Source organism: Mesorhizobium sp. M0968, from assembly GCF_040319065.1.
In the GTDB taxonomy this organism is placed as follows: Bacteria; Pseudomonadota; Alphaproteobacteria; order Rhizobiales; family Rhizobiaceae; genus Mesorhizobium.
The window spans coordinates 22395-41043 of record NZ_JAMYNL010000036.1; the positions used below are offsets into that span (position 1 = coordinate 22395).

The 18649-nt window shown below is 62.5% G+C and carries 17 protein-coding genes and 3 pseudogenes; 12 read left to right on the plus strand and 8 right to left on the minus strand.

Annotation, left to right across the window (positions count from 1 at the left end; genetic code table 11):
- Window positions 1-15: 15 nt before the first annotated feature.
- A pseudogene (locus NKH67_RS30715) lies at window positions 16-965 on the minus strand (IS1595 family transposase).
- A 103-nt stretch (window positions 966-1068) separates the two neighbouring features.
- Between NKH67_RS30715 and NKH67_RS30720 the strand changes: the two are divergent.
- The gene (locus tag NKH67_RS30720) at window positions 1069-1296 is read left to right on the plus strand and encodes a hypothetical protein (protein WP_353032561.1); all 228 of its coding nucleotides are present in this window, start codon (window positions 1069-1071) and stop codon (window positions 1294-1296) included.
- 216 nt (window positions 1297-1512) lie between these two features.
- Here the strand turns inward: NKH67_RS30720 and NKH67_RS30725 are convergent, their stop codons facing one another.
- Window positions 1513-1677: a hypothetical protein gene (locus tag NKH67_RS30725; protein WP_353032563.1), complete on the minus strand. Its 165-nt coding sequence runs from the start codon at window positions 1675-1677 to the stop codon at window positions 1513-1515.
- A gap of 343 nt (window positions 1678-2020) precedes the next feature.
- Between NKH67_RS30725 and NKH67_RS30730 the strand changes: the two genes are divergently transcribed.
- Window positions 2021-2983: an ArdC family protein gene (locus NKH67_RS30730; protein ID WP_353032565.1), complete on the plus strand. Its 963-nt coding sequence runs from the start codon at window positions 2021-2023 to the stop codon at window positions 2981-2983.
- Between the two features lie 13 nt (window positions 2984-2996).
- On the opposite strand, the gene NKH67_RS30735 is transcribed toward NKH67_RS30730, so the two are convergent.
- Window positions 2997-3185, minus strand: coding sequence for a hypothetical protein (locus NKH67_RS30735; protein WP_352783954.1), 189 nt, complete (start codon window positions 3183-3185; stop codon window positions 2997-2999).
- A gap of 11 nt (window positions 3186-3196) precedes the next feature.
- Here NKH67_RS30735 and NKH67_RS30740 point away from each other — a divergent pair, with 11 nt between their 5' ends.
- From NKH67_RS30740 to rlxS, 7 genes are all read left to right on the plus strand, one after another.
- The gene (locus NKH67_RS30740; RefSeq protein WP_353032567.1) at window positions 3197-3616 is read left to right on the plus strand and encodes a DUF2958 domain-containing protein; all 420 of its coding nucleotides are present in this window, start codon (window positions 3197-3199) and stop codon (window positions 3614-3616) included.
- Between the two features lie 79 nt (window positions 3617-3695).
- Complete coding sequence (locus tag NKH67_RS30745; protein ID WP_353032569.1) at window positions 3696-5420, plus strand: ParB/RepB/Spo0J family partition protein; 1725 nt, start codon at window positions 3696-3698, stop codon at window positions 5418-5420.
- Between the two features lie 546 nt (window positions 5421-5966).
- A complete protein-coding gene (locus tag NKH67_RS30750) occupies window positions 5967-6290 on the plus strand; it encodes a DUF736 domain-containing protein (RefSeq protein ID WP_023672372.1) in 324 nt (107 codons plus the stop codon).
- Between the two features lie 151 nt (window positions 6291-6441).
- Window positions 6442-6711: a helix-turn-helix transcriptional regulator gene (locus NKH67_RS30755; RefSeq protein ID WP_352647535.1), complete on the plus strand. Its 270-nt coding sequence runs from the start codon at window positions 6442-6444 to the stop codon at window positions 6709-6711.
- Window positions 6708-7256, plus strand: a complete 549-nt coding sequence (gene lepB, locus NKH67_RS30760; RefSeq protein ID WP_353032571.1) for a signal peptidase I — start codon at window positions 6708-6710, stop codon at window positions 7254-7256. The genes NKH67_RS30755 and lepB overlap by 4 nt, the downstream gene beginning before the upstream one ends.
- Window positions 7244-7930 carry a lytic transglycosylase domain-containing protein gene (locus tag NKH67_RS30765; RefSeq protein WP_353032573.1) on the plus strand — a complete coding sequence of 229 codons (687 nt, stop codon included), beginning with the start codon at window positions 7244-7246 and terminating at the stop codon, window positions 7928-7930. The genes lepB and NKH67_RS30765 overlap by 13 nt, the downstream gene beginning before the upstream one ends.
- A 193-nt stretch (window positions 7931-8123) precedes the next feature.
- Window positions 8124-10094, plus strand: a complete 1971-nt coding sequence (gene rlxS, locus NKH67_RS30770) for a relaxase/mobilization nuclease RlxS (protein ID WP_353032575.1) — start codon at window positions 8124-8126, stop codon at window positions 10092-10094.
- Between the two features lie 858 nt (window positions 10095-10952).
- On the opposite strand, the pseudogene NKH67_RS30775 reads toward rlxS, so the two are convergent.
- Together NKH67_RS30775 and NKH67_RS30780 are read right to left on the minus strand one after the other, a co-directional pair.
- Window positions 10953-11082: pseudogene (locus NKH67_RS30775) on the minus strand (phage integrase N-terminal SAM-like domain-containing protein); the annotation flags it as partial.
- 905 nt (window positions 11083-11987) lie between these two features.
- Window positions 11988-13634: an MFS transporter gene (locus tag NKH67_RS30780; RefSeq protein ID WP_352508099.1), complete on the minus strand. Its 1647-nt coding sequence runs from the start codon at window positions 13632-13634 to the stop codon at window positions 11988-11990.
- A gap of 515 nt (window positions 13635-14149) precedes the next feature.
- Between NKH67_RS30780 and NKH67_RS30785 the strand changes: the two are divergent.
- Both NKH67_RS30785 and NKH67_RS30790 read left to right on the plus strand, forming a co-directional pair.
- Window positions 14150-15002, plus strand: a pseudogene (locus NKH67_RS30785) (class I tRNA ligase family protein); the annotation flags it as partial.
- A 56-nt stretch (window positions 15003-15058) separates the two neighbouring features.
- A complete protein-coding gene (locus NKH67_RS30790) occupies window positions 15059-15367 on the plus strand; it encodes a hypothetical protein (protein ID WP_352920089.1) in 309 nt (102 codons plus the stop codon).
- A gap of 213 nt (window positions 15368-15580) precedes the next feature.
- Here the strand turns inward: NKH67_RS30790 and NKH67_RS30795 are convergent, their stop codons facing one another.
- The 3 genes from NKH67_RS30795 to NKH67_RS30805 form a co-directional block, all read right to left on the minus strand.
- A complete protein-coding gene (locus tag NKH67_RS30795; RefSeq protein ID WP_352920085.1) occupies window positions 15581-16090 on the minus strand; it encodes a GNAT family N-acetyltransferase in 510 nt (169 codons plus the stop codon).
- Entirely contained in the window at window positions 16091-16375 is a 285-nt protein-coding gene (locus NKH67_RS30800) for a type II toxin-antitoxin system TacA family antitoxin (protein WP_352453587.1), read from the minus strand.
- Between the two features lie 466 nt (window positions 16376-16841).
- A complete protein-coding gene (locus NKH67_RS30805; RefSeq protein WP_352493108.1) occupies window positions 16842-18026 on the minus strand; it encodes a glycosyltransferase family 9 protein in 1185 nt (394 codons plus the stop codon).
- A 319-nt stretch (window positions 18027-18345) separates the two neighbouring features.
- Between NKH67_RS30805 and NKH67_RS30810 the strand changes: the two genes are divergently transcribed.
- Window positions 18346-18501, plus strand: coding sequence for a hypothetical protein (locus NKH67_RS30810; protein WP_352493109.1), 156 nt, complete (start codon window positions 18346-18348; stop codon window positions 18499-18501).
- Window positions 18502-18649: the final 148 nt, after the last annotated feature.

Sequence of the window (18649 nt, forward strand, 5' to 3'; positions counted from 1 at the left end):
ACTCGCGCCTTCTGCTTAGGTGATATCGGCTTCACCAATCCGCCGATAGGTCAGGCGTTTGCCTTCGATCATGGCAAGCAACTGGTCGTGGCGCTCGGTGTCGGTGACGCCAAGAAATCGAATTCCGACAGGTAGCGGTGCAAGTGAGCCTCGCCGCAATGCTGATAGACGCCAACCATGCCGCGCTTGAAGACCGAAAACACGTTCTCAATCGTGTTCGAATGGATCGACACGCCGTCCTCATAGCGGACGTATTCGCCAGCGGAATGGTTGGTCGTCTTGTGTGAGGCGTATTCCTCGCCAGTCATGGTGTAGAGCTTCGACTGGTCTGTATAGAGCGTCGAATTGCGGTCGACATTGTGCACTAGGATATCGCGCACAACAGCCTTGGTGGCATTCTGGACGTGAACCATGCGGGCTTTGCCGCCACGCTCGACAAGACCGATAACGGTGCGCTTCGGCTTCATCTTGCGCTTCAAGCGCGGCTGGCCTTTGCGCTGGGGCGAAAGGTAATCGCGGTCGACGCGTCCAATGTAGGTCTCGTCGGCTTCGACGGTCTTGCCTTCGCCACCAAGTGGGCCAGCCGACTTCACGTCTTCCGCCATCGCTTCGCGAATGCGGTGCGCCATGAACCAGGCGGTCTTGTAGGTGACGCCCAGCATACGGTGTAGCTGGTGAGCGCTCATGCCTTTCTTGGACGAAGCCATGAGGAACGTTGCCAGAAGCCACTTGTTCAAAGCGATCTTGGAGCGCTCGAATACGGTGCCGACAGTGACGGTAAATTGCTCACGGCATTCCATGCAGTTGTACAGGCCGGGACGGTGCGCCTTGCCTACCATCTTGGTGATACGGTCGGGATTGGCATTGCCGCAATGCGGGCAGTTAGGGCCATAGGGCCAGCGCTGCGCCTCCAGATGGATGCGGGCGGCGTCGGCGTCTTGGAAGATTGGGCTGTCGAGTTTCATGGCTGGGTGTCCCTGCCATGTTTGTAGCAGACGGCTCATACTTTGTCACGTATATAATTAGGATGATAATCCTAGGTGGGGCGATTCCTCAACGGAGATCGCAATGGCTAGGACCAAACTTTCCAAGCAGCTTTCACAGGCTGAAATCGAGCGCTTTGTGGCGGAGGCGGAACGGCTGCACAAGAGCATCGTCCAGCCGCTTCTATCACCTACCAGCAACCATTACCTGGCTCTCCAACGCACCCATGAAGCGCTGTTACAGACGGTGAAGGATATCACGGGTAAGGATGCGCCGTTCATTCAATGGTTCGGAACAGGACCGGTGAATTAGACCCGACTTGGTAGACTCCAGGCCGCAAACGTCGCATTCTCTCTTCGGAGGGAAGGGGCGTGGGCAACCATCGCTATCAAAGCAACTCCTGGCTGGCATTCTTGCCTTCGAATCGACCCTGCCGCTGTCGGCTGCATCATCAAAGCCAATATAAGCCACAAACGGGCGAGCGCGTCTATCATGATCCCGGACAGGAATATTACTGCGACACGCGCCTCAACCTGTCGAAAGGGGAGCGCTGGTTTTGTTCGGAGCAAGCCGCCCCACGGCGGCGATGTCGTCGAGTTTCTCGGCGTAACTGCGGCGCTTGACGATGATCCGTGCGAAAAATCTGTCCAGCCTGCCGTCCTGGCGGGCGCCCGCGCGCCTGACGACGCGCACCAGGTGCTCGTGAACCGAGCCCGCTTTTCTTCGGCAAGCTCAGGCGGTCTCGGCCATTCGGCTTCGCCCCTTGGCGTGGGCAGCCCTTCGGGCTATGACGGCCGCCGCCCTTGCGGGCGGCGCGGTTTGTCTGTTGGCCTTTCCCGGTGGCGCGGGGTGGGCGGCACTCCCTTCTAGGCCCGCCGCGGCAGCCCGCAACCCTTCGCTGCCGCTCAGGGTCCTCCTCTTCGTTCCGGTCCTTCGGATGCGGTCCGCCTACCACGGCGGGCCTTTCCGGTCGCGACTCGCCGCCCACCCCGCTTCCGGGGAAAGGCGCGGCGATTGGCGAGCGGAGGATGAGACGATGCATGCAAACAGCAAGCGTACCGCCAGCGGAGAGGCTGGCGCAGGCAAGGGCGGGCGCCTCGGCGCCAGCCTTTATCAGGAGATCACCGACCGCATCATTGCCGAGCTGGAGCGCGGCACCGTGCCATGGGTCAAGCCATGGGGCAGCGCAAAGGCAGGCCTTGGCCTGCCGAGGAATGCATCCTCTGGGCGCACCTATTCCGGCATCAATATCCTCATCCTGTGGGGCGCGGTCATCGAGCGCAGCTATCCCAGCCAGAACTGGCTCACCTTCCGGCAGGCGCTCGTCCTTGGCGGCAATGTCAGGAAGGGCGAGCGCGGCACGACCATCGTGCATGCCGACCGCTTTGTCCCCAAGGACGAGAAGGAGCGCGCACGCCACGAGGGCGATGAACCACAGGCCGTGCCTTTTTTGAAGCGCTTCACCGTCTTCAATGTCGCGCAGTGCGATAATCTTCCGGAAGACCTCTATGCCGCCGCCGAGCCGCTGCCTCAGTGCGAGATCGTGCCGCAGGCCGAGACGCTCATTCGCGCCAGCGGTGCGGATTTCAGGGTCGGCGGCGATCGCGCTTTCTACATGCCGGGCAGCGACCACATTCAGGTGCCGCCGCAGCCGGCGTTCCATCACCAGATCGACTATTACCGGACCTGCTTTCACGAGCTTGGCCACTGGACCGGCCACCGGACGCGGCTTGCTCGCGACCTCTCCGGCTCGTTCGGCTCCAAGGCTTACGCGCGTGAAGAATTGGTCGCCGAAATCAATGCCGCCTTCGTCTGCAGCAACCTCGGTATCGAGCCGACCTTGCGTCATGCCGATTACATCGGCTCATGGCTAAAGGTGCTGCGCGAGGACAACCGCGCCATCTTCCGTGCCGCCAGTCTTGCCTCCAAGGCCGCCGATTTCCTGCTTGGCCTTCAGGCCGATGCCGAAGGCGAGGCGCAGGAAGGGATTGCGGCATGACGATGCGCGATCCTCAACTGACCGCGACCGAGCCGACACCGCAAGGCGAGCAGATGCTCATTCCCGGTGTCCGGCCGATCACCACGCGCGATCGGCTCACCCTCCTGATGGACGCGCCGATGTGTCCGCGCGCGGCGAAAACCCGCTCGATATCGGCCTCTTCGATGAAGCCAGCAGAAATCAACTCGACCTGTTCTGACAAGGAGTCTTTCCATGATCCTGATCACCGATCCACTGCGCGCACGACTGCTCGCCAATGGCGCCGCCGACGCCGACATCGACCATTTTCCCGTTGTGAAACTGTTTAATCCCACAGGTGCCGCCACGTGGCTTTTGACCGAACTCGACGCCGATGGCGACACGCTGTTCGGCCTTTGCGATCTCGGCTTCGGCTTCCCCGAACTCGGCAGCGTCAGTCTGGCCGAGCTTGCATCCGTAAAAGGTCCGCTTGGCCTCGGCATAGAGCGCGACCTGCATTTCCAGGCGCGCTTTCCGCTCTCCGTCTATGCCGAAGCCGCCCGCATTTGCCGCCACATCACCGAGGCCGAGCGACTTCTGCGGCAGGCAGCAGACGCCCTTTCAAAGCCCCATTCCGAGCTTCCGCCCGACACGGCGGAACAGCAGCGCCGATAGGCGCAAAAACCGTCCCGCCGCGCCGGCCTTCGGCCTCTGCGGCGGGGACAACCTCAACCAAAGCGAAAGGAGAGTAACCATGCAGCTTGCCCACATCCCATTGGATCAGCTCAACATTTCCGCGCTCAACATGCGCCATGGAAAACGCGCGCCCGACATATCCGACATCCTGCCGTCAGTGCGTGCGCGCGGCGTGCTGGTGCCTCTCCTTGTGCGGCCCAACGGCCAACCGGAAACCTTCGAGATCGTCGCCGGCAGGCGGCGCTATTTCGCCGCGAAATCGCTTGCCGACGAGCGCGGCGAAGGCGATCCCTTGCCCTGCGCCATCATGGAGGACGGTGATGACGCCGATGCGCTGGAAGCTTCGCTGATCGAAAACCTCGCCCGCCTCGATCCTGACGAAGTATCGCAATGGGAGACGTTTTCGCGGCTCGTCAGGCAAGGCCGCACCGTTCCGGACATCGCTGCGACCTTCGGCATCACTGACCTGAAGGTCAAACGCATTCTGGCGCTTGGCGACCTCTTGCCCAAAATCCGCGAAGCCTATCGCCGCGAGGAGATCGACGCCGAGACGGTGCGCCATCTCACCATGGCGTCCAAGGCGCAGCAGAAGGACTGGCTGGCACTCTGTGCCGATCCCGATCAATACGCGCCGCGTGGCTTTCAATTGAAGCAATGGCTGTTCGGCGGCCAGTCGATTTCCACCAAGGTGGCGCTGTTTGCCATCGACGAATATCCCGGCCTGATCACCTCGGACCTGTTCGGCGAGGACAGCTATTTCGCCGATCCCGACCTGTTCTGGCAAAAGCAGAACGAAGCGATTGCCGCCAGACGCGACACCTATCTCAACGACGGCTGGAGCGAGGTGGTGCTGCTGGAGCCGGGCCAGTATTTCCACCCATGGGACCACGAGAAGACCCCGAAGAAGAAGGGCGGCAAGGTCTTCATCGCGGTCACGTATCGCGGCGAGGTCGAGTGTCACGAGGGCTGGCTGTCACGCAAGGAAGCCCGCCGCGCCCGCGAGGGCGGTGAGCAAGAAGAAACAGCCGCCAAGCCGCCGCGCCCTGAAGTCACCGGCCCGATGCAGAACTATGTCGATCTGCATCGCCATGCCGCTGTGCGCGCGGCCATGCTCGACCATCCCGCCGTGGCGCTGCGCCTCGTGGTGGCGCACGCCATCACCGGTTCCGGCCTGTGGCAGGTGCGCCGTGAGCCACAGCGCGCAGTCAACGAAACGGTGACTGCCAGCCTTGCCGGCTGCAAGGCCGAAGCTGCATTCGGCAAAAAGCGGCGCGAGGTGTTGGCCCTGCTCGGATCACCGGATGAGGATGGTGGCGTGGTCGCCGGCGGCAATGGCGACGCCTTTGCTATCGCCGGCGTGTTCGCCCGCCTCTTGGCGCTCTGCGACGACGATGTCATGCGCGTTCTCACCCTTGTCATGGCCGAGACGCTTGCAGCCGGCAGCGCCGTCATCGAGGCGCTCGGCAACCATCTGAACGTGGATATGGGCGCATGGTGGGAACCGGACGATGCGTTCTTCGACCTCTTGCGCGACAAGGAAATCGCCAATTCGATGCTGGCCGACGTCGGCGGCAAGCTGGTCGCGGATGGCAATGTCGCCGAGAAGGTCAAGACGCAAAAGAAGATCATCCGTGACTTCCTGGCGGGCGAGAATGGCCGCCTCAGGGTCGAGACCTGGCTGCCGCGCTGGATGAAATTCCCCGCCGAAAGCTACACCAGCCGCGGCGGTTTCCGCACCGCCGATCAGTGGGCACAAGTGCAGCCGCTGTTCGTCCGCGAATAATCGATCAGGACCCAAGCGGCGGTTCTTTCGAGTGCCGCCGCTCAGATCGCGCGCGCCGCTCCGGACCGCGCCGGCTGCCGATCGGTCGTCTTGTCGAGCCGGTGCCGCGCGCGAGAAATCCCGACGGCAACTCGCCCCCATTTCGGCAGCCCTGCAGCGCGCCGGGTTGCTTGCCGAGGCGCTCCGCGCATGGGGCAATTGTCCGATCCGGTTGGCGACAGAGCCCCCGCAGCCAGCGCCCTGTAATGCCGCCTGCTCGTTTGTGTCACCGGATCGCGCCACCTGTCTCCATGCGTCTCAGGGACCATTCCCCTGCGGCTGGCTTGACGACCTATAGGCGGATCCGGCCCGCCCGAAACCCTCGCCAACAGCTTTTTTCCCCGCCGCCTGCGGCGGCTTCCTCGCGCCGCTTCGCTTCAAAAAAGCTGTCCGCTCGGGTCCTCCGCTATCGCTGCGGCCGTCGCGGTTCCGGCGGTCCGGACGCGCCCATCACGGTCCGCCATCGCAGGGGAATGGTCCCCGGCGAGCACCAAAAGGAGACTGAAAATGACCGCGATCGGATACGTCACCAAACAGGAAAACGGCGGCTACAAGGGCCAGCTCAAGACGCTCAGTGTCCGCGCCGACATCGACATCGTGCCCAATCAGGCAAAGAGCGCCGACACCCATCCCGACTTTCGGGTGCTGACGCAAGGGGTCGAAGTAGGGGCCGGCTGGATCCGCACCGGCGAGACCTCCGGCAAGGACTATGTGAGCCTGTCGATTGCCGCCCCGGAGTTCGGCCCGCGCAAGCTCTACGCCAATCTCGGCCGCGCCGCCGGCCAGGATGACGACGACACATACGCCATCATCTGGAACCCGGTCGACTGAACCGCCTGCCTCGAGCCTCGCGCCGCAACCGGCGCGGGGCTCTTCTCAAGAAAGGGCGGCGAAAACTCGCCCCCCACTCTTCGCCCGTCCCCGAAACGATCTCGCTCGCCGATCCTCGCCTTCGCTTGTCCGTAACGAAACGAGGATCATCATGGACGACGAAAACGAACGCGCGGCCCGCGCGAAGAAGGGCAGTCCGTTTCTCAACACCGCGCAGGCCGCCTTCTATATCGGGCTGTCCCAGCGCACGCTGGAGAAGATGCGGCTCAAAGGCGGCGGCCCGCAATTTCGCAAGCACGGCCGCTATGTCCGCTATCACATCGACGAGCTCGACGACTGGTCGAAGGGGCGCGCGCAGGAGACCAGGCCCGAGAATGGCGGGCACGATTCCGGCTCGGCCGGTGAGGGAGGCCGCTCATGAGCCGGCGTCCCACTATCCGTCTGATCGGCAGCGATCTGCGGCGCGTTCGGGCGCGCAAGACGATCGCCGTGGCCACGATAGGCCTCGGCCTGATCGGCTTCGCCGCTTTCGCCAAACCATCGCCCTGGCTGATCTGGAACGCCTCGGCCAGTGCGCCGGTCGGCCTCTATCGCGTCGCGTCCGGATCACCGGCTCGGGGCGACCTCGTGCTCGTCCGCCCGCCAAAACCGGTCGCCGATCTCGCCGCCGAACGCTTCTATCTGCCCAGCAATGTGCCGCTGGTCAAGCGCCTTGCCGCGCTGCCTGGCGAGCATGTCTGCGCCTTCGGCGACGCCATCATCATCGGCGGCGAGATTGTCGCGCGCCGGCTGGCAACCGACACGCAGCACCGTCCGCTGCCTTGGTGGAATGCCTGCCGCAAGCTCGCCGCCGCCGAGGTTTTCCTGCTCGGCAACGATAGAAACCGCTCCTTCGACAGCCGCTATTTCGGGCCGGTGCCGGCCGAAAATATTGCCGGGAGGCTCGTGCCGCTATGGACCGAGTAACCCTCCTGATGCTGGGCATGGTCGCGATAGCGCCATGCGCCTGTTCCGCCGCGACCGACGCTCAGCCGGCCGCCATCTCCCGTGGTCCGCAGATGGCAAGATGGCAGCACTACGTAGCTGAGGCAAGCCGGCGTTTCAGCATTCCACAGCCCTGGATTTATGCGGTCATGGATGCCGAAAGCCGGGGGCAGACAAGGCTGAATGGACGGCCGATCACATCGAGCGCCGGCGCCATTGGCCTCATGCAGGTGATGCCCGGCACCTACGAGGAGATGCGCGCAGAGCTTGGCCTGGGAGCCGATCCGCACGACCCTCGCGACAACATTCTGGCAAGCACTGCCTATCTGCGCGCCATGTATGACCGCTTCGGCTTTCCCGGCCTGTTTGCCGCCTATAACGCTGGGCCGGACCGCTACGAACAGCATTTGCAGCGTGGGCGACCGCTGCCCAGCGAGACGGTTTCGTATCTGGAACAGCTCAAGGCGGCGGGGATCTCGGCCGCCGACATGGACGCGTTCACCGGCAAATCCCGTTCCGGAAAAGCGCCGGAAATCCCGTCCGGGCAGTCGCTGTTTTTCCTGCGAAACGGTATTTCCGTGACCGATCCGAATGGCCAAATCGTGGTGCCGCTTGGATCGGAGCGAGCAAGGTCAGGCCGGCCGGATCGCAGGTGAGGGCAGGGGTACCGTGGGTCGGGCGGGGCAGCGAGGCAGGGAGGCAGGTCCGCGGAAGGCAAGATAAAGGCATCGCCTCCTGGAGGCGGCGAAGTCTTTGTCTGCACATCGTTTTCCATGGAGGCTGCCTTCAGCGTCAGGAGGGCTGCTGCCGACAAACCTCTGATATTGCTTAAGATTACTAGGAGGCTCAATGCAGGATGAAGAGTTCAAGCCGAGCCTGGGCAAAATCGGATCGCGCGGCTCGAAGGCAGGCAAGCGTTTCGCCGGCCAGATCCGCGCCGCGATCAACCGAGCCGGCGGCGGCAGCGGTCGCCGTGGCCGCTTCATCGGAAGCCGGGCGGGGCGCGGCGGGGCTGCTGCCGCCGTTCTCAGAGCGCGCGACCCCCACGCGGCGTTTCGGCAGCGGCGCGCCGTCGTCAAGGCGCGTATCGTCAAGCTGGCCGGCAAGGGTGTTGACGGGGCACGTGCACACCTTCGCTACCTCCAGCGCGACGGCGTCACCCGCGAAGGCGAGCCTGGCGAGCTCTATAGCGCCGACAGCGACCGCGTTGATGGCAAGGCCTTCATCGATCGTGCCGATGGCGACCGGCATCAGTTCCGCTTCATCGTCGCCCCTGAAGACGGCATCGAGTATGATGACTTGAAGCCGCTCACGCGGCGCCTCATGGCGCAGATGGAAGAAGACCTCGGCACCAGGCTCGACTGGGTGGCCGTCGATCATTTCAACACTGGTCATCCGCATACCCATATTATCGTCCGCGGCAAGGACGACCGCGACGAAAACCTCGTCATCGCGCGGGACTACATCTCGTCTGGAATCCGTGAACGGGCGGCCGAGCTGGTCAGCCTCGACCTTGGCCCGAGAACGGACCGCGAGATCGAGCAACGCCTGCGCCAGGAAATGGAGCGGGAACGCTTCACCAGCATCGATCGGCAGCTGCTCCGCATGCGCGACCATGAGGGGCATATCTCACCGGCCAGCCGAGACACGTTTCGCCAGACGCTGCACCAGGGCCGCCTGCGCAAGCTCGAGCGGATGGGTCTGGCTGAGGAAGTCGGCTCGGGCCGCTGGCGCCTTGATGGCGAGCTTGAAGCGACGCTGCGCCGCATCGGCGAGCGGGGCGACATCATCAAGACCATGCACCGCGAACTGACCGGCAAGGGGCTCGCCCGCAGTGCCGCCGACTATGTTGTCCATGATCGATCTGCAGAGCAGATGCAGCCTGTCGTCGGCCGCATCATTGCGCGCGGCCTGGCCGACGAAATCACTGACCGCCATTACCTCGTCGTCGACGGCGTGGACGGCAAAAGCCACTATGTTGATATCGGCAAAGGCGAGGCCACCCAACCGACGCCAGAGGGCTGCATAGTGCGGGTCACGCCGAGGGACACCGGGCCAAGGCAAGTCGACCGCACAATTGCCGAGATCGCCACGGCCCATGACGGGCGCTACAGCATCGATATCCATCTCAAGCATGACCCGTCGGCCACCGAACGCTTTGCCGAAACGCACGTGCGGCGACTGGAGGCGATCCGCCGGGCGACCGGTCGTGTCGAGCGCGAGCCGGACGGCACCTGGATCGTCGCACCGGATCATCTCGACCGTGTGTCTGACTACGAGCGTCAGCGGGCCGGGGCCGAGCCTGTCACGGTTGACAAGCTCTCATCGACGCCGCTGGAACAACAAGTCAGCTTCGACGGCGCCACCTGGCTCGATCGAGAGCTGGTTTCCGACATACCGCAGGCCTTGCACAGCTCTGGTTTCGGCCGCGATGTCCGAGAGGCGCAAGGCCGCCGACGGCAGTGGCTGATTGCGCAAGGTCTTGCTCGGGAAGAGCAGGACCGGATCGTCTATCGCGCCAACATGCTTTCGATGCTGCGCCAACGCGAGTTGAACCGCGTGGCCGGCCAGTTGTCGAACGAACTCGGTCTGCCCTATTCTGAAGCCCAGAGTGGAGATCGAATAGAAGGCACGCTCCACCGCTCCGTCGAGCTCGCCGGCGGAAAATACGCTGTCATCGAGAAATCGCGCGAGTTCACGCTGGTGCCATGGCGGCCGGTGCTTGAGCATCATATCGGCAAGGAGGTTTCCGGCGTCGTGCGTGCAGAGGGGATTTCATGGACCATCGGCCGGCAGAGAAGCGGACCAAGCATTTCGTGACATGGCTACACAACTTCTTTGCCCGCGTTGAAACGGGTACTCAGTCCGGACGGAGTTCGCCTGCTAATTGCCCGCGGCATTGATCTCGCGAGGGATAAATGGCTGGTCGTGCAAGACTTATCGTTCGCTCTACAAAAAGCGCCCCAATCATTCATCGTATTCCATGGTTCTGAGCCAAAACCCTCCTGCGCCACCACGGCACTCTTCCCGGTGCCACGGAAGCCGCGCCGACGACGGCGGTGCCGGCTGGTTGCGCAGGGCTGCCCCCGACCCAAACAGTTGCGGCGCATTGAGGACATTGCAATCATTGACGGTGCGGCCATCGGCGCGCTCGATGAGATGGTCCGCCAGCTAGAGAGGTGGGCTGGCGCCTGGTGACAGCGCCTAGGGCTTTCGGCGGCCGTGGTACGGCGAAGCAGGCTCGCGGCGTCGAGGATGAAGCCGCACTTCGCGATGTTCTTCTGCTCACACGACCGGGAGACAAGGTCGACACCGCGGGCCCGATGCTGTTGACCGGGCGTGAACTGGCAGCCCATCCCGCTGAGGATCTTCTAACGGGAGAAACCTCGCTGCGGTGGGGAAGATTTCGATCGTCGCCCGCGACGACGAGGCGGTCAGCGACCTGACCAGACGAGCTCGGCAGCTTTCCGCTGCGGCATGGTGACCGGCGCGATCATGGCCGCCGAATGAGATCGCTTCGAACGCACCGTCGGATGCTGGCTCGCCGACGCTTTACTGGCGCAGCGCCTGGGAGGGGCAATGCGGTGCCGCTACTGGGCACCGAGGCAGCTTTGGGCATGAGACCCGATCAATCGCGCCGGGCCGCGACGGTCATTGCGGCATCTGGAGTCGAGGCCGGGCGCGAACGTCCTCCAGGCCGCGCCGGTCCGGCGAGGCGGTCGAAATATCGCGAAAACTTGGCCACCGCGTGCACGTAGGATCGCTGGGTGGCCGGCGACAGATTGCGGATCGTCATGTCCTCGATCATGCGTCGGCGAAGAGGGCTCAACTCGGCCGTCTCAAACTCCTGTTCTCAAGATTGCGCTTCAACAGCCGCAATCCTTCAAAACAGAAGCGTCATCCGCAAACCCACGCACCAAATGACGCGTCAGCGGCTTCGTTCAATCCCTTTATGGGTCCGGACCCTAGCAGGTTGTGACCATTGCTGTGGCAATGCAGCAGTCCTGGATGGCTGCATCAAATAAGTTCCAAGATGCCCTGGGTGCGCTTCCACCGGACCACCTGGACGCTGCAGTTAAATGCACAAATCCACGCGCGTGCTGAAGCATCGTGAAAAATTCATGGATTATGACCCGATCCAATTTCGGTCGATGAATCAGCGCCCTTCGCCGGGGCTGTCGGTCCGCATCGCGCCTGACAGCGGCGCTATGCTGGCGCTCCCATGGCCGCCCTGTTGAACCGCTTTCTCCAGCACCGAACTGAATTGGTCCCGCTGGCGGACATTTCGATGCTTCCGCCTTGCGGGCCTTCTTTGTTGCGGCCGGCTCTGCGGCACGGCTGCGCCGACGTGAACGTGCTTGGCGGCACGTTTTGTGAGGGAGGGAAAGAGGCGCGCGGCCCTCTCCCTGCAAGTCGCCGCTGGCGGATTCCTCCGTCTGCCCGCTTCGCTCCGTGCAGACCGGGGAGACCCCTCCGCCCCCTTGCTCGCGCTGCTCGCCACGATGCCGGGGGACAGGCGACCTGAACCCGTGCCCAAGCCGATCTGATGGCAGCGGTGGGGCTGGACATGGGCCCGTGGTGGACATACGTGCCACACAAATCCTCATGCTCGCCTAACCGGCTGCAACGTATGGCAATCCGGGCAGACCCGACGAAAGAAGGAGTAGGTCTCGGCCATTCCCGTGTCCGAACCCAGAAAAGTTACTGGTTTCCTTACGGGCGCGATACAAAGGGCACGGGCTGGACTTGGCTGCCGGGGGCGGGGCTTGTCGACCGCTCGATCGAAAGTGAGAGACGAGGAGGAGAATCACCGACCTGCAGAGCGGCAAGGCGCTCGCCTACCTCCCTGTCAGTCACCGTTAGCCGATGGTTTAGACGAAGATAGTCCGTCCATGTCGGCGTGCGGAATGTCTCGGTCCAAAGAGTCGAGTTCTGAAGATCGCGCTGGAGGGTCCAGTCCCGCGCACCGGCACGGCTCTGAACGCGCCGCCTTTCGCGCATGCAGCTCAGAAATTCCTCGATATTCTCCTCGGGTATCGAGTACTCCACCTTGATCACGATCGGGCCGCTCCTGGGCTTCAAATCGAGGGCCAGTTCTGGTGGCCTGAAGTCGAAGGCCCCTTGATCCGATTCCTCCCATAGCCGTACCGGCAATAGCTTTCCCACAGCTGCAACCAGCAACAGCGCCGCTGCAGCACCTTCCAAAGCCCACGTCAGGGAATAGTACTGCGCGACAGCACCCCAGATCCAGCTGCCCGCTGCCATGCCGCCGTAGGTCAGGGCGTAATAGATCGACAGGGTGCGACCAACGACCCACCTTGGGCTTGCCAACTGCACACACACGTCGGTTCCGGTCCAGGTGACAACCCAGCCTGCGCCAGCGATTGCAAGCGCGATCGCTGCTACAGCCACCGATGATGTGAGAGCCAGTAAAAGGCAACACGTTGCGCAAGCAACGGATGCGAGCGTGATCAATCGATTTTGGGACGTGATGCGTCGCAAGTAGCTATTGCCAATGCCCGCGATGAAGGCGCCTGTGCCGAAGCCGGCTAACAGGACGCCGTAAACAATTGGCCCCCCCGCCAGTTGGTCGCGAACCACGAGGGGGAGCAGAGCAAGGATCGAGATGCTTGACAGCCCGAACAGGGTTGCGCGCACGATCGCCACTCTGATCTCCGAGGAGATTGCCGTGAAGCGCATGCCATCATGAATGGCCGTCGTCATCCGCTCGCGCGGAAGAGGCGAAGAGCGAACTTGCCACTTGGAGCGCAGCACAGCGCTCAACGGGACCAGGTCGGTCAGCGCAGCGAAGGCGAAAGCCGTAAGGGGGCCCAGCAAAGCCAAAATTACACCGCCCAGCGCCGGTCCTATACTCCGAACCACGTTGTACCCCACCGACATCAGCGTCACTGCAGCGGGTATGTCGCGCTTTTCCAGGATGTCGCCGACCGAGGCGTGCCAGGCTGGATCATTCAAGGCAAAGCCGCATCCCGCCAAGAAACTCAGTCCCAAGATCAGCCATGGACTGACAAAGCCCAGTCCAACAGAGAGAGCCAGCGCCGTGGATGCCAGTGCGATCAGGCAATGTCCGGCAAGCATCACGCCGCGGCGGCTGAAGCTGTCTGCAATCGCTCCAGCAAGGATCGACAAGAAGAAGGCGGGCAGTGTCGATGCAGCCTGCACGAGCGCAACCATCAGATCGGAGGCTGAAATCGTTGCCATAAGCCAGCTTATAGCCACGCTCTGCACCAGCCAGCCAAGGCTGGATATCTGCGTGGCTGTCCAGATCGAACGAAAGACCGGATTCTGAAGAGGGATCAGTGTGTTTGCCGCAAAGGGCGGGGAATCTTGACGCCGCATGACTTCTCACCTCCACCACGTAGTTCTTTCGCTCACTCACTTGCTGACAGCGGTGCGCTTACGCACAGCTGCGTCACAACCAAGTTCCGATATCGCGCTCGCAACAAAGTAGATGTCGCATCCACGGTGCTGATGCGCGATGAGTGTGCGAGTTGGGCGTCAGCTGGTCTGGGTCGCGCAGCCCGATGGGGTGCGGTCTGCCCTGCGACTCTTGGCCTTGGACGGTGCTACCGCCCCGATGGCCGGGTTGTCAAACTGCCACGGTGCTAGCAGCGCCCATCCCATCCTGACAGGCATGAGCGTACGACGCAGCGCATCGCTGGTATCGGAGGCGGGTGCAAGATCAAGGGTGGCATCGTCTTGACAAGTACGAGCTGGTGGACGCCTTCGCCCGACCTATCACATCGGCGATTTATGGGGCCGCCGTTCAACTCGTTGGTCTATGCACAAAAAAACATAATACGCTTCAAAAGACGTTTCGTGTCGGCGCAGGCGCCGAGGAGGGCGCGGAAGCCTTGACCATCGTCATCCCGCCACCGAACGTCACCGGCTCGCTGCACATGGCCATGCGCTCAACAACACGCTGCAGGACATTCTGGTGCGCTTCGAGCGCATGCGCGGCAAGAACGTGCTGTGGCAGCCCGGCATGGATCACGCCGGCATCGCCACGCAGATGGTGGTCGAGCGCCAGCTTATGGAGAAGCAGATCCACCGCCGTGACCTGACGCGCGACGAGTTCATTGAGAAAGTCTGGGAGTGGAAAGCCGAATCCGGCGGCGCGATCTTCAACCAGTTGAAGCGGCTGGGGGCCTCGGCCGACTGGAGCCGAGAACGTTTCACCATGGACGAGGGCCTATCCAAGGCGGTGCTCGAAGTGTTCGTCACGCTCTACAAGGAAAGGCCTGATCTACAAGGACAAGCGCTTGTCAACTGGGACCCGAAGCTCTTGATCGCGAGTCCGACCTTGAGGTCGAACAGCAGGAGGTCAACGGCAACCTCTGGCATTTCCGCTACCCCGTCGAGGGCGAGGTTTTGGATCCGGAAAATCCTAAAACCTTCATCACCGTGGCGACGACCCGCCCGGAGACGATGCTGGGCGATATGGCGGTCGGCGGTGCATCCCGACGACGAGCGTTTCCGGCATCTTGTCGGCAAGAACCTCATCCTCTGCCGATCGTCGGCCGCAGGATCGCGGTGGTGGCGGACGAGTATTCTGATCCGGAGAAAGGCAGCGGCGCGGTCAAGATCACGCCGGCGCACGACTTCAACGAATTTGAGGTCGGCAGGCGCCATAAGTTGCCGGCGATCAATATTCTCACCGTAGAGGCGGCGGTCACCCTCACGGACAATGACGACTTTCTCGCCGGGACGACATGGTGCGTAGTCGCCATGCTGCCCCTGGCCAGATCGTAGATGACCTCGGCTTGTTCGCCATGGCGAGCCGAAGCACGTTGACGGCCGTGCCGGGTGATGCGCCGTCCCAGACTATCATCCCAAAATCGGCGCGCGCCATCTCCCGGTCTTTGGCGGCGTACAGCCCAGTCGCCCAGATCATTGCGGGGTTCCTTGGCCGCATGGAAGACCCCGACATGTTTGTAGCCGTAGCCCGCCAGCAGGCCCTGCGCCTCGGCATCGGCTCCAGACGCGTCGCCAATCAGCACGCCGTGCACGGCAACAACGATTGGGCGGATCCGAGCGATGGCAGGTTCCGGCAGCTCAAATATCTCGCGTGAACCCCCTATGAATATCATCGACATCATGACTTTCCCTTCTCTCCAGGGCTCCCTCGCTCTGACCGCCGTCTCCCTCTGGCCCTGCGTGAGGGGTCACCCGAACGCCGAGACGGCGAAGCCGGCTCGGGGAGCGGCGGGACGCCGCAACTAGAGCCCGGTCGGCGGCAGGCAGGCGCGCAGACCTGCCGCTCCGGAGGCGCTACGCGCGCGGAGCTAGTGCCCTTTGTCGGCCAGCCAGAGGCTCACGTCCTGGATCGAGCGCATGAGCACCGACGGATTGTCCCGCGCGGGAATGAAGCCCCAGCTCTGCCAGTAGCGCTCTGCCTCGGCGTCGATCGCCCGCACCACCACCGCGCGGCCGCCGACGATGTCGGCGCCGGCGACGCAGCGATACAGCGCGTCCTTGACCAAGCCGCTACCGACGCCTTGTCCGGCATAGCGGTGGTCGACGGCGAGTTGTCCGATCAGCAGGCAGGGGATCGGATCGGGCGGGCGTCCGGTGCGGATGGCGCGCGGTGCGCTATTTGGCTGGATCACGCCCGGCGCGAGGCCGTAATACCCGACGACTGTTCCCTCGTCGTGAACGACCGGGACGCGGGTAAACCCGCGGGCCTGGTTCGTTCGCGCGAAGCCGGCCAGCCAAGCATTGAGCGCCGGCTTGCCGCAATCGAAGCTGTCGAGGCGGTGTGCGTGGTCGAGGAGTTCGATGCCTGAAAGCGCCACCTAGCGGTCCCAGGGCGGGGACCGACGCAGCCGCTCGGCCGCCTTCGCCGGGGGCGCAGCGGCCGGGGCTGAGATCGCCTGCATGAAGGCGTCATAGGCTTCCGGGGACACGCGGATGACGGTTTCGTTGAGGATGGCCGCCTGCGCCTCGTGCAGCGCGGCGCGCCGCATGAACTCCGTGCGCGACAGGCCGAGCAGCTCCGCGCCGCGGTCGATGATGGTGAGATCATCGTCGCGAAACCGCATCGAGACGGGTGCTTCCTTCCTGGTGGGTGTGGTGGCCATGGCGCGCTCCTGTGCTGCGGACGTATATACGTTAGTGTAACGCGGAACGCAATACTACGTTCCCTGGCGACGTCTCGTGGCGGATGGTCTCAGGATTTCTCGCCGCATCGGTTCTTCTCGGCTTCTCGCCCCAGTCGCCATTGCCGCAACCCAGAGCAAGGTGGCTTTGGTCAGCTCCGGCGGATCAATTACGGCTTAGGAAGCGCATTTGTTTTTGGCGGCCGGATGAGCGGGTCCAGAAGCGAAGTCGCTGCCATGACTGTCGCCGGACGAGCCCCGGCTATCCCGAACCTGATAAACATCTGACGCGATGGCGACTTTCGGGCCGTCACGCCACAAAGGAGGAACGGCTATGAAGGCTGGGCGGCGGCACTTTCATTCTCAGGCGCCGCTCTATGCCACCTGTCGGCCAATGTGACATCGCCACTGCGGTCCGGGCAGTCGCGGTTGTGGTGACCGCGAGCCACTAAGCTTGTGCCGTACCCTTACAATGATTCATCAAGGCGTTTACCTCGGCAATCACGAGATCCGGCGTGATGTCGAACTTGCATCGGACTTTGACCGGACAATGCCGCACTTGGTCCAGACCACATCCGCGACATTCAATAACACTCATAAGCATGCTGACCAAGGGACCTCGAAACCCCCAAATCTCCGGTAGATGTGACGCCGTGAAAATGCCGATAGTAGGGCGGCCAAGCTGGGCAGCGACATGGCCGGTGCCTGAATTGTTCGAAACGACGAGCGCGGCCGAATTCACGAGACAATTGAATTCCAATTCTGACAAGTCGACAGCCGTCCGAATGTTCGCGGCTCCACGTTCCCTAGCTATCTTCGCAACCTCCTCAAGCGCTTCCAGGCATTCGCCACGGCCAACGAGGACCACCTCACCACGGGTCGAAAGAGCAGCGACAACTTTGCCAAAACTTTCAATCGGCCAATCTCGCAGGCTGGAATTGGAGAACGGAGCCACGACAATCGGGGCATTGCCTGTAGTCGAATTCTGTGGGTGACCCGCTCCGCTTTCGAAATAGGCAGCTGCCTTTGCGACCAGAAAGAGGAGGATTTCTGACACATGCTGGAGACGCACCTGCTTACGGTCAATGAACCAATCAAGCCATCTACGGGGGATTTTGTTAGCAAGCCCTATTTTTTGGACCAGCTTGTAGAAAATGGTTCTGCGCAGTTTCAGATTGAATGGCGCTATCGCAATATCGATCTGATGCATGCTGTACGGATCAACTATCGCCGCACGGTGCCTGGCGGGGACTTCAAGCAAGATGGGCCTTGTTTCTTCCGGAACACGCATATCAATGGCAAGATCAAACTCGCCGGTCAGCAGCGGCCTTATGTCGGCGGCTTCTTTGCGCGTTTTGACTTTTGGGTTGCGAGGAAAAAAGTCAAAAGCAATGTGATCGTCGGCGAGGTCGAACTGTTTTGCAGTAGCGATGTTCCAGCTTCCCACCACCAGCGTAATGTGGGCATGCGCAAAACGCTGACGAAGGTCCTTTAGGGGCCCTAGAGACATCCAAAAGTCGCCGACATGATCAAGCTTGAGGACCAAAATTCTCATCCTTGCGCTTGACTGTTCCGGCTCTTCCCAGCTGCGGTATATAATTTGATTGCCGTCGTGCTTTGTAAAATATGCCATTGCCATTCCGAAGATTATACGGTCAACACTGATAGCCCAGTGACGCGTGTGTAGGGTTGGAGTGCTCCCCACTTGTCCGCGTCTCCGCAAGAATTCTGCCATCAGATCCAGGCCGCGCTCCAGCAGGAGCTGTCGGGCGAAGTCTGCATCTCTAGCGGTGGTAGCGCGCCAAGAAGCCAGCTATGTCCCGACCCGCAATGTGAAGGGCTTCGTCACGGTCTTGCATGCAGTGAGTTCGAGAAACGCCGAGTAGACGGCGTTCGCCAAGCCGCCGTCCCCAGATCTCGAGCATAACGGCAGTGGCCTCGCTCTTTGGTCGATGCTGATCCTGAATGAGACCGTCGCCGCCGGCGACGACATCGCCGGCCGGATTGACCGTCTCCGGCACGCCCTGTCGCTGTGGTCCCGCATCATGGTGGTTACAAAGGACCCGCCGCAGGCGCTTTTTTCTGCGCGTCCGGGTCGTCCAACATGAAGTGGACGAATCAACCCTGTGATGAAGTCGAGGGGCCGGGCCCCGGGGGGGGGGGGGGGGGGGGGGGGGGGGCCCATATTATCCGAGCGTGGGGCTTGGGATCCCCCAAACACAGGACCGGGGGGGTTGTGGGGGGGGGGGTATGGTG

Coding starts and splice junctions, on each gene's coding strand:
- NKH67_RS30720 (WP_353032561.1), top strand. CDS start 1,069: ATGGCTAGGACCAAACTTTCCAAGCAGCTTTCACAGGCTGAAATCGAG.
- NKH67_RS30730 (WP_353032565.1), top strand. CDS start 2,021: ATGCATGCAAACAGCAAGCGTACCGCCAGCGGAGAGGCTGGCGCAGGC.
- NKH67_RS30740 (WP_353032567.1), top strand. CDS start 3,197: ATGATCCTGATCACCGATCCACTGCGCGCACGACTGCTCGCCAATGGC.
- NKH67_RS30745 (WP_353032569.1), top strand. CDS start 3,696: ATGCAGCTTGCCCACATCCCATTGGATCAGCTCAACATTTCCGCGCTC.
- NKH67_RS30750 (WP_023672372.1), top strand. CDS start 5,967: ATGACCGCGATCGGATACGTCACCAAACAGGAAAACGGCGGCTACAAG.
- NKH67_RS30755 (WP_352647535.1), top strand. CDS start 6,442: ATGGACGACGAAAACGAACGCGCGGCCCGCGCGAAGAAGGGCAGTCCG.
- lepB (WP_353032571.1), top strand. CDS start 6,708: ATGAGCCGGCGTCCCACTATCCGTCTGATCGGCAGCGATCTGCGGCGC.
- NKH67_RS30765 (WP_353032573.1), top strand. CDS start 7,244: ATGGACCGAGTAACCCTCCTGATGCTGGGCATGGTCGCGATAGCGCCA.
- rlxS (WP_353032575.1), top strand. CDS start 8,124: ATGCAGGATGAAGAGTTCAAGCCGAGCCTGGGCAAAATCGGATCGCGC.
- NKH67_RS30780 (WP_352508099.1), bottom strand. CDS start 13,634: ATGCGGCGTCAAGATTCCCCGCCCTTTGCGGCAAACACACTGATCCCT.
- NKH67_RS30800 (WP_352453587.1), bottom strand. CDS start 16,375: ATGGCCACCACACCCACCAGGAAGGAAGCACCCGTCTCGATGCGGTTT.
- NKH67_RS30805 (WP_352493108.1), bottom strand. CDS start 18,026: ATGGCATATTTTACAAAGCACGACGGCAATCAAATTATATACCGCAGC.
- NKH67_RS30810 (WP_352493109.1), top strand. CDS start 18,346: ATGCTGATCCTGAATGAGACCGTCGCCGCCGGCGACGACATCGCCGGC.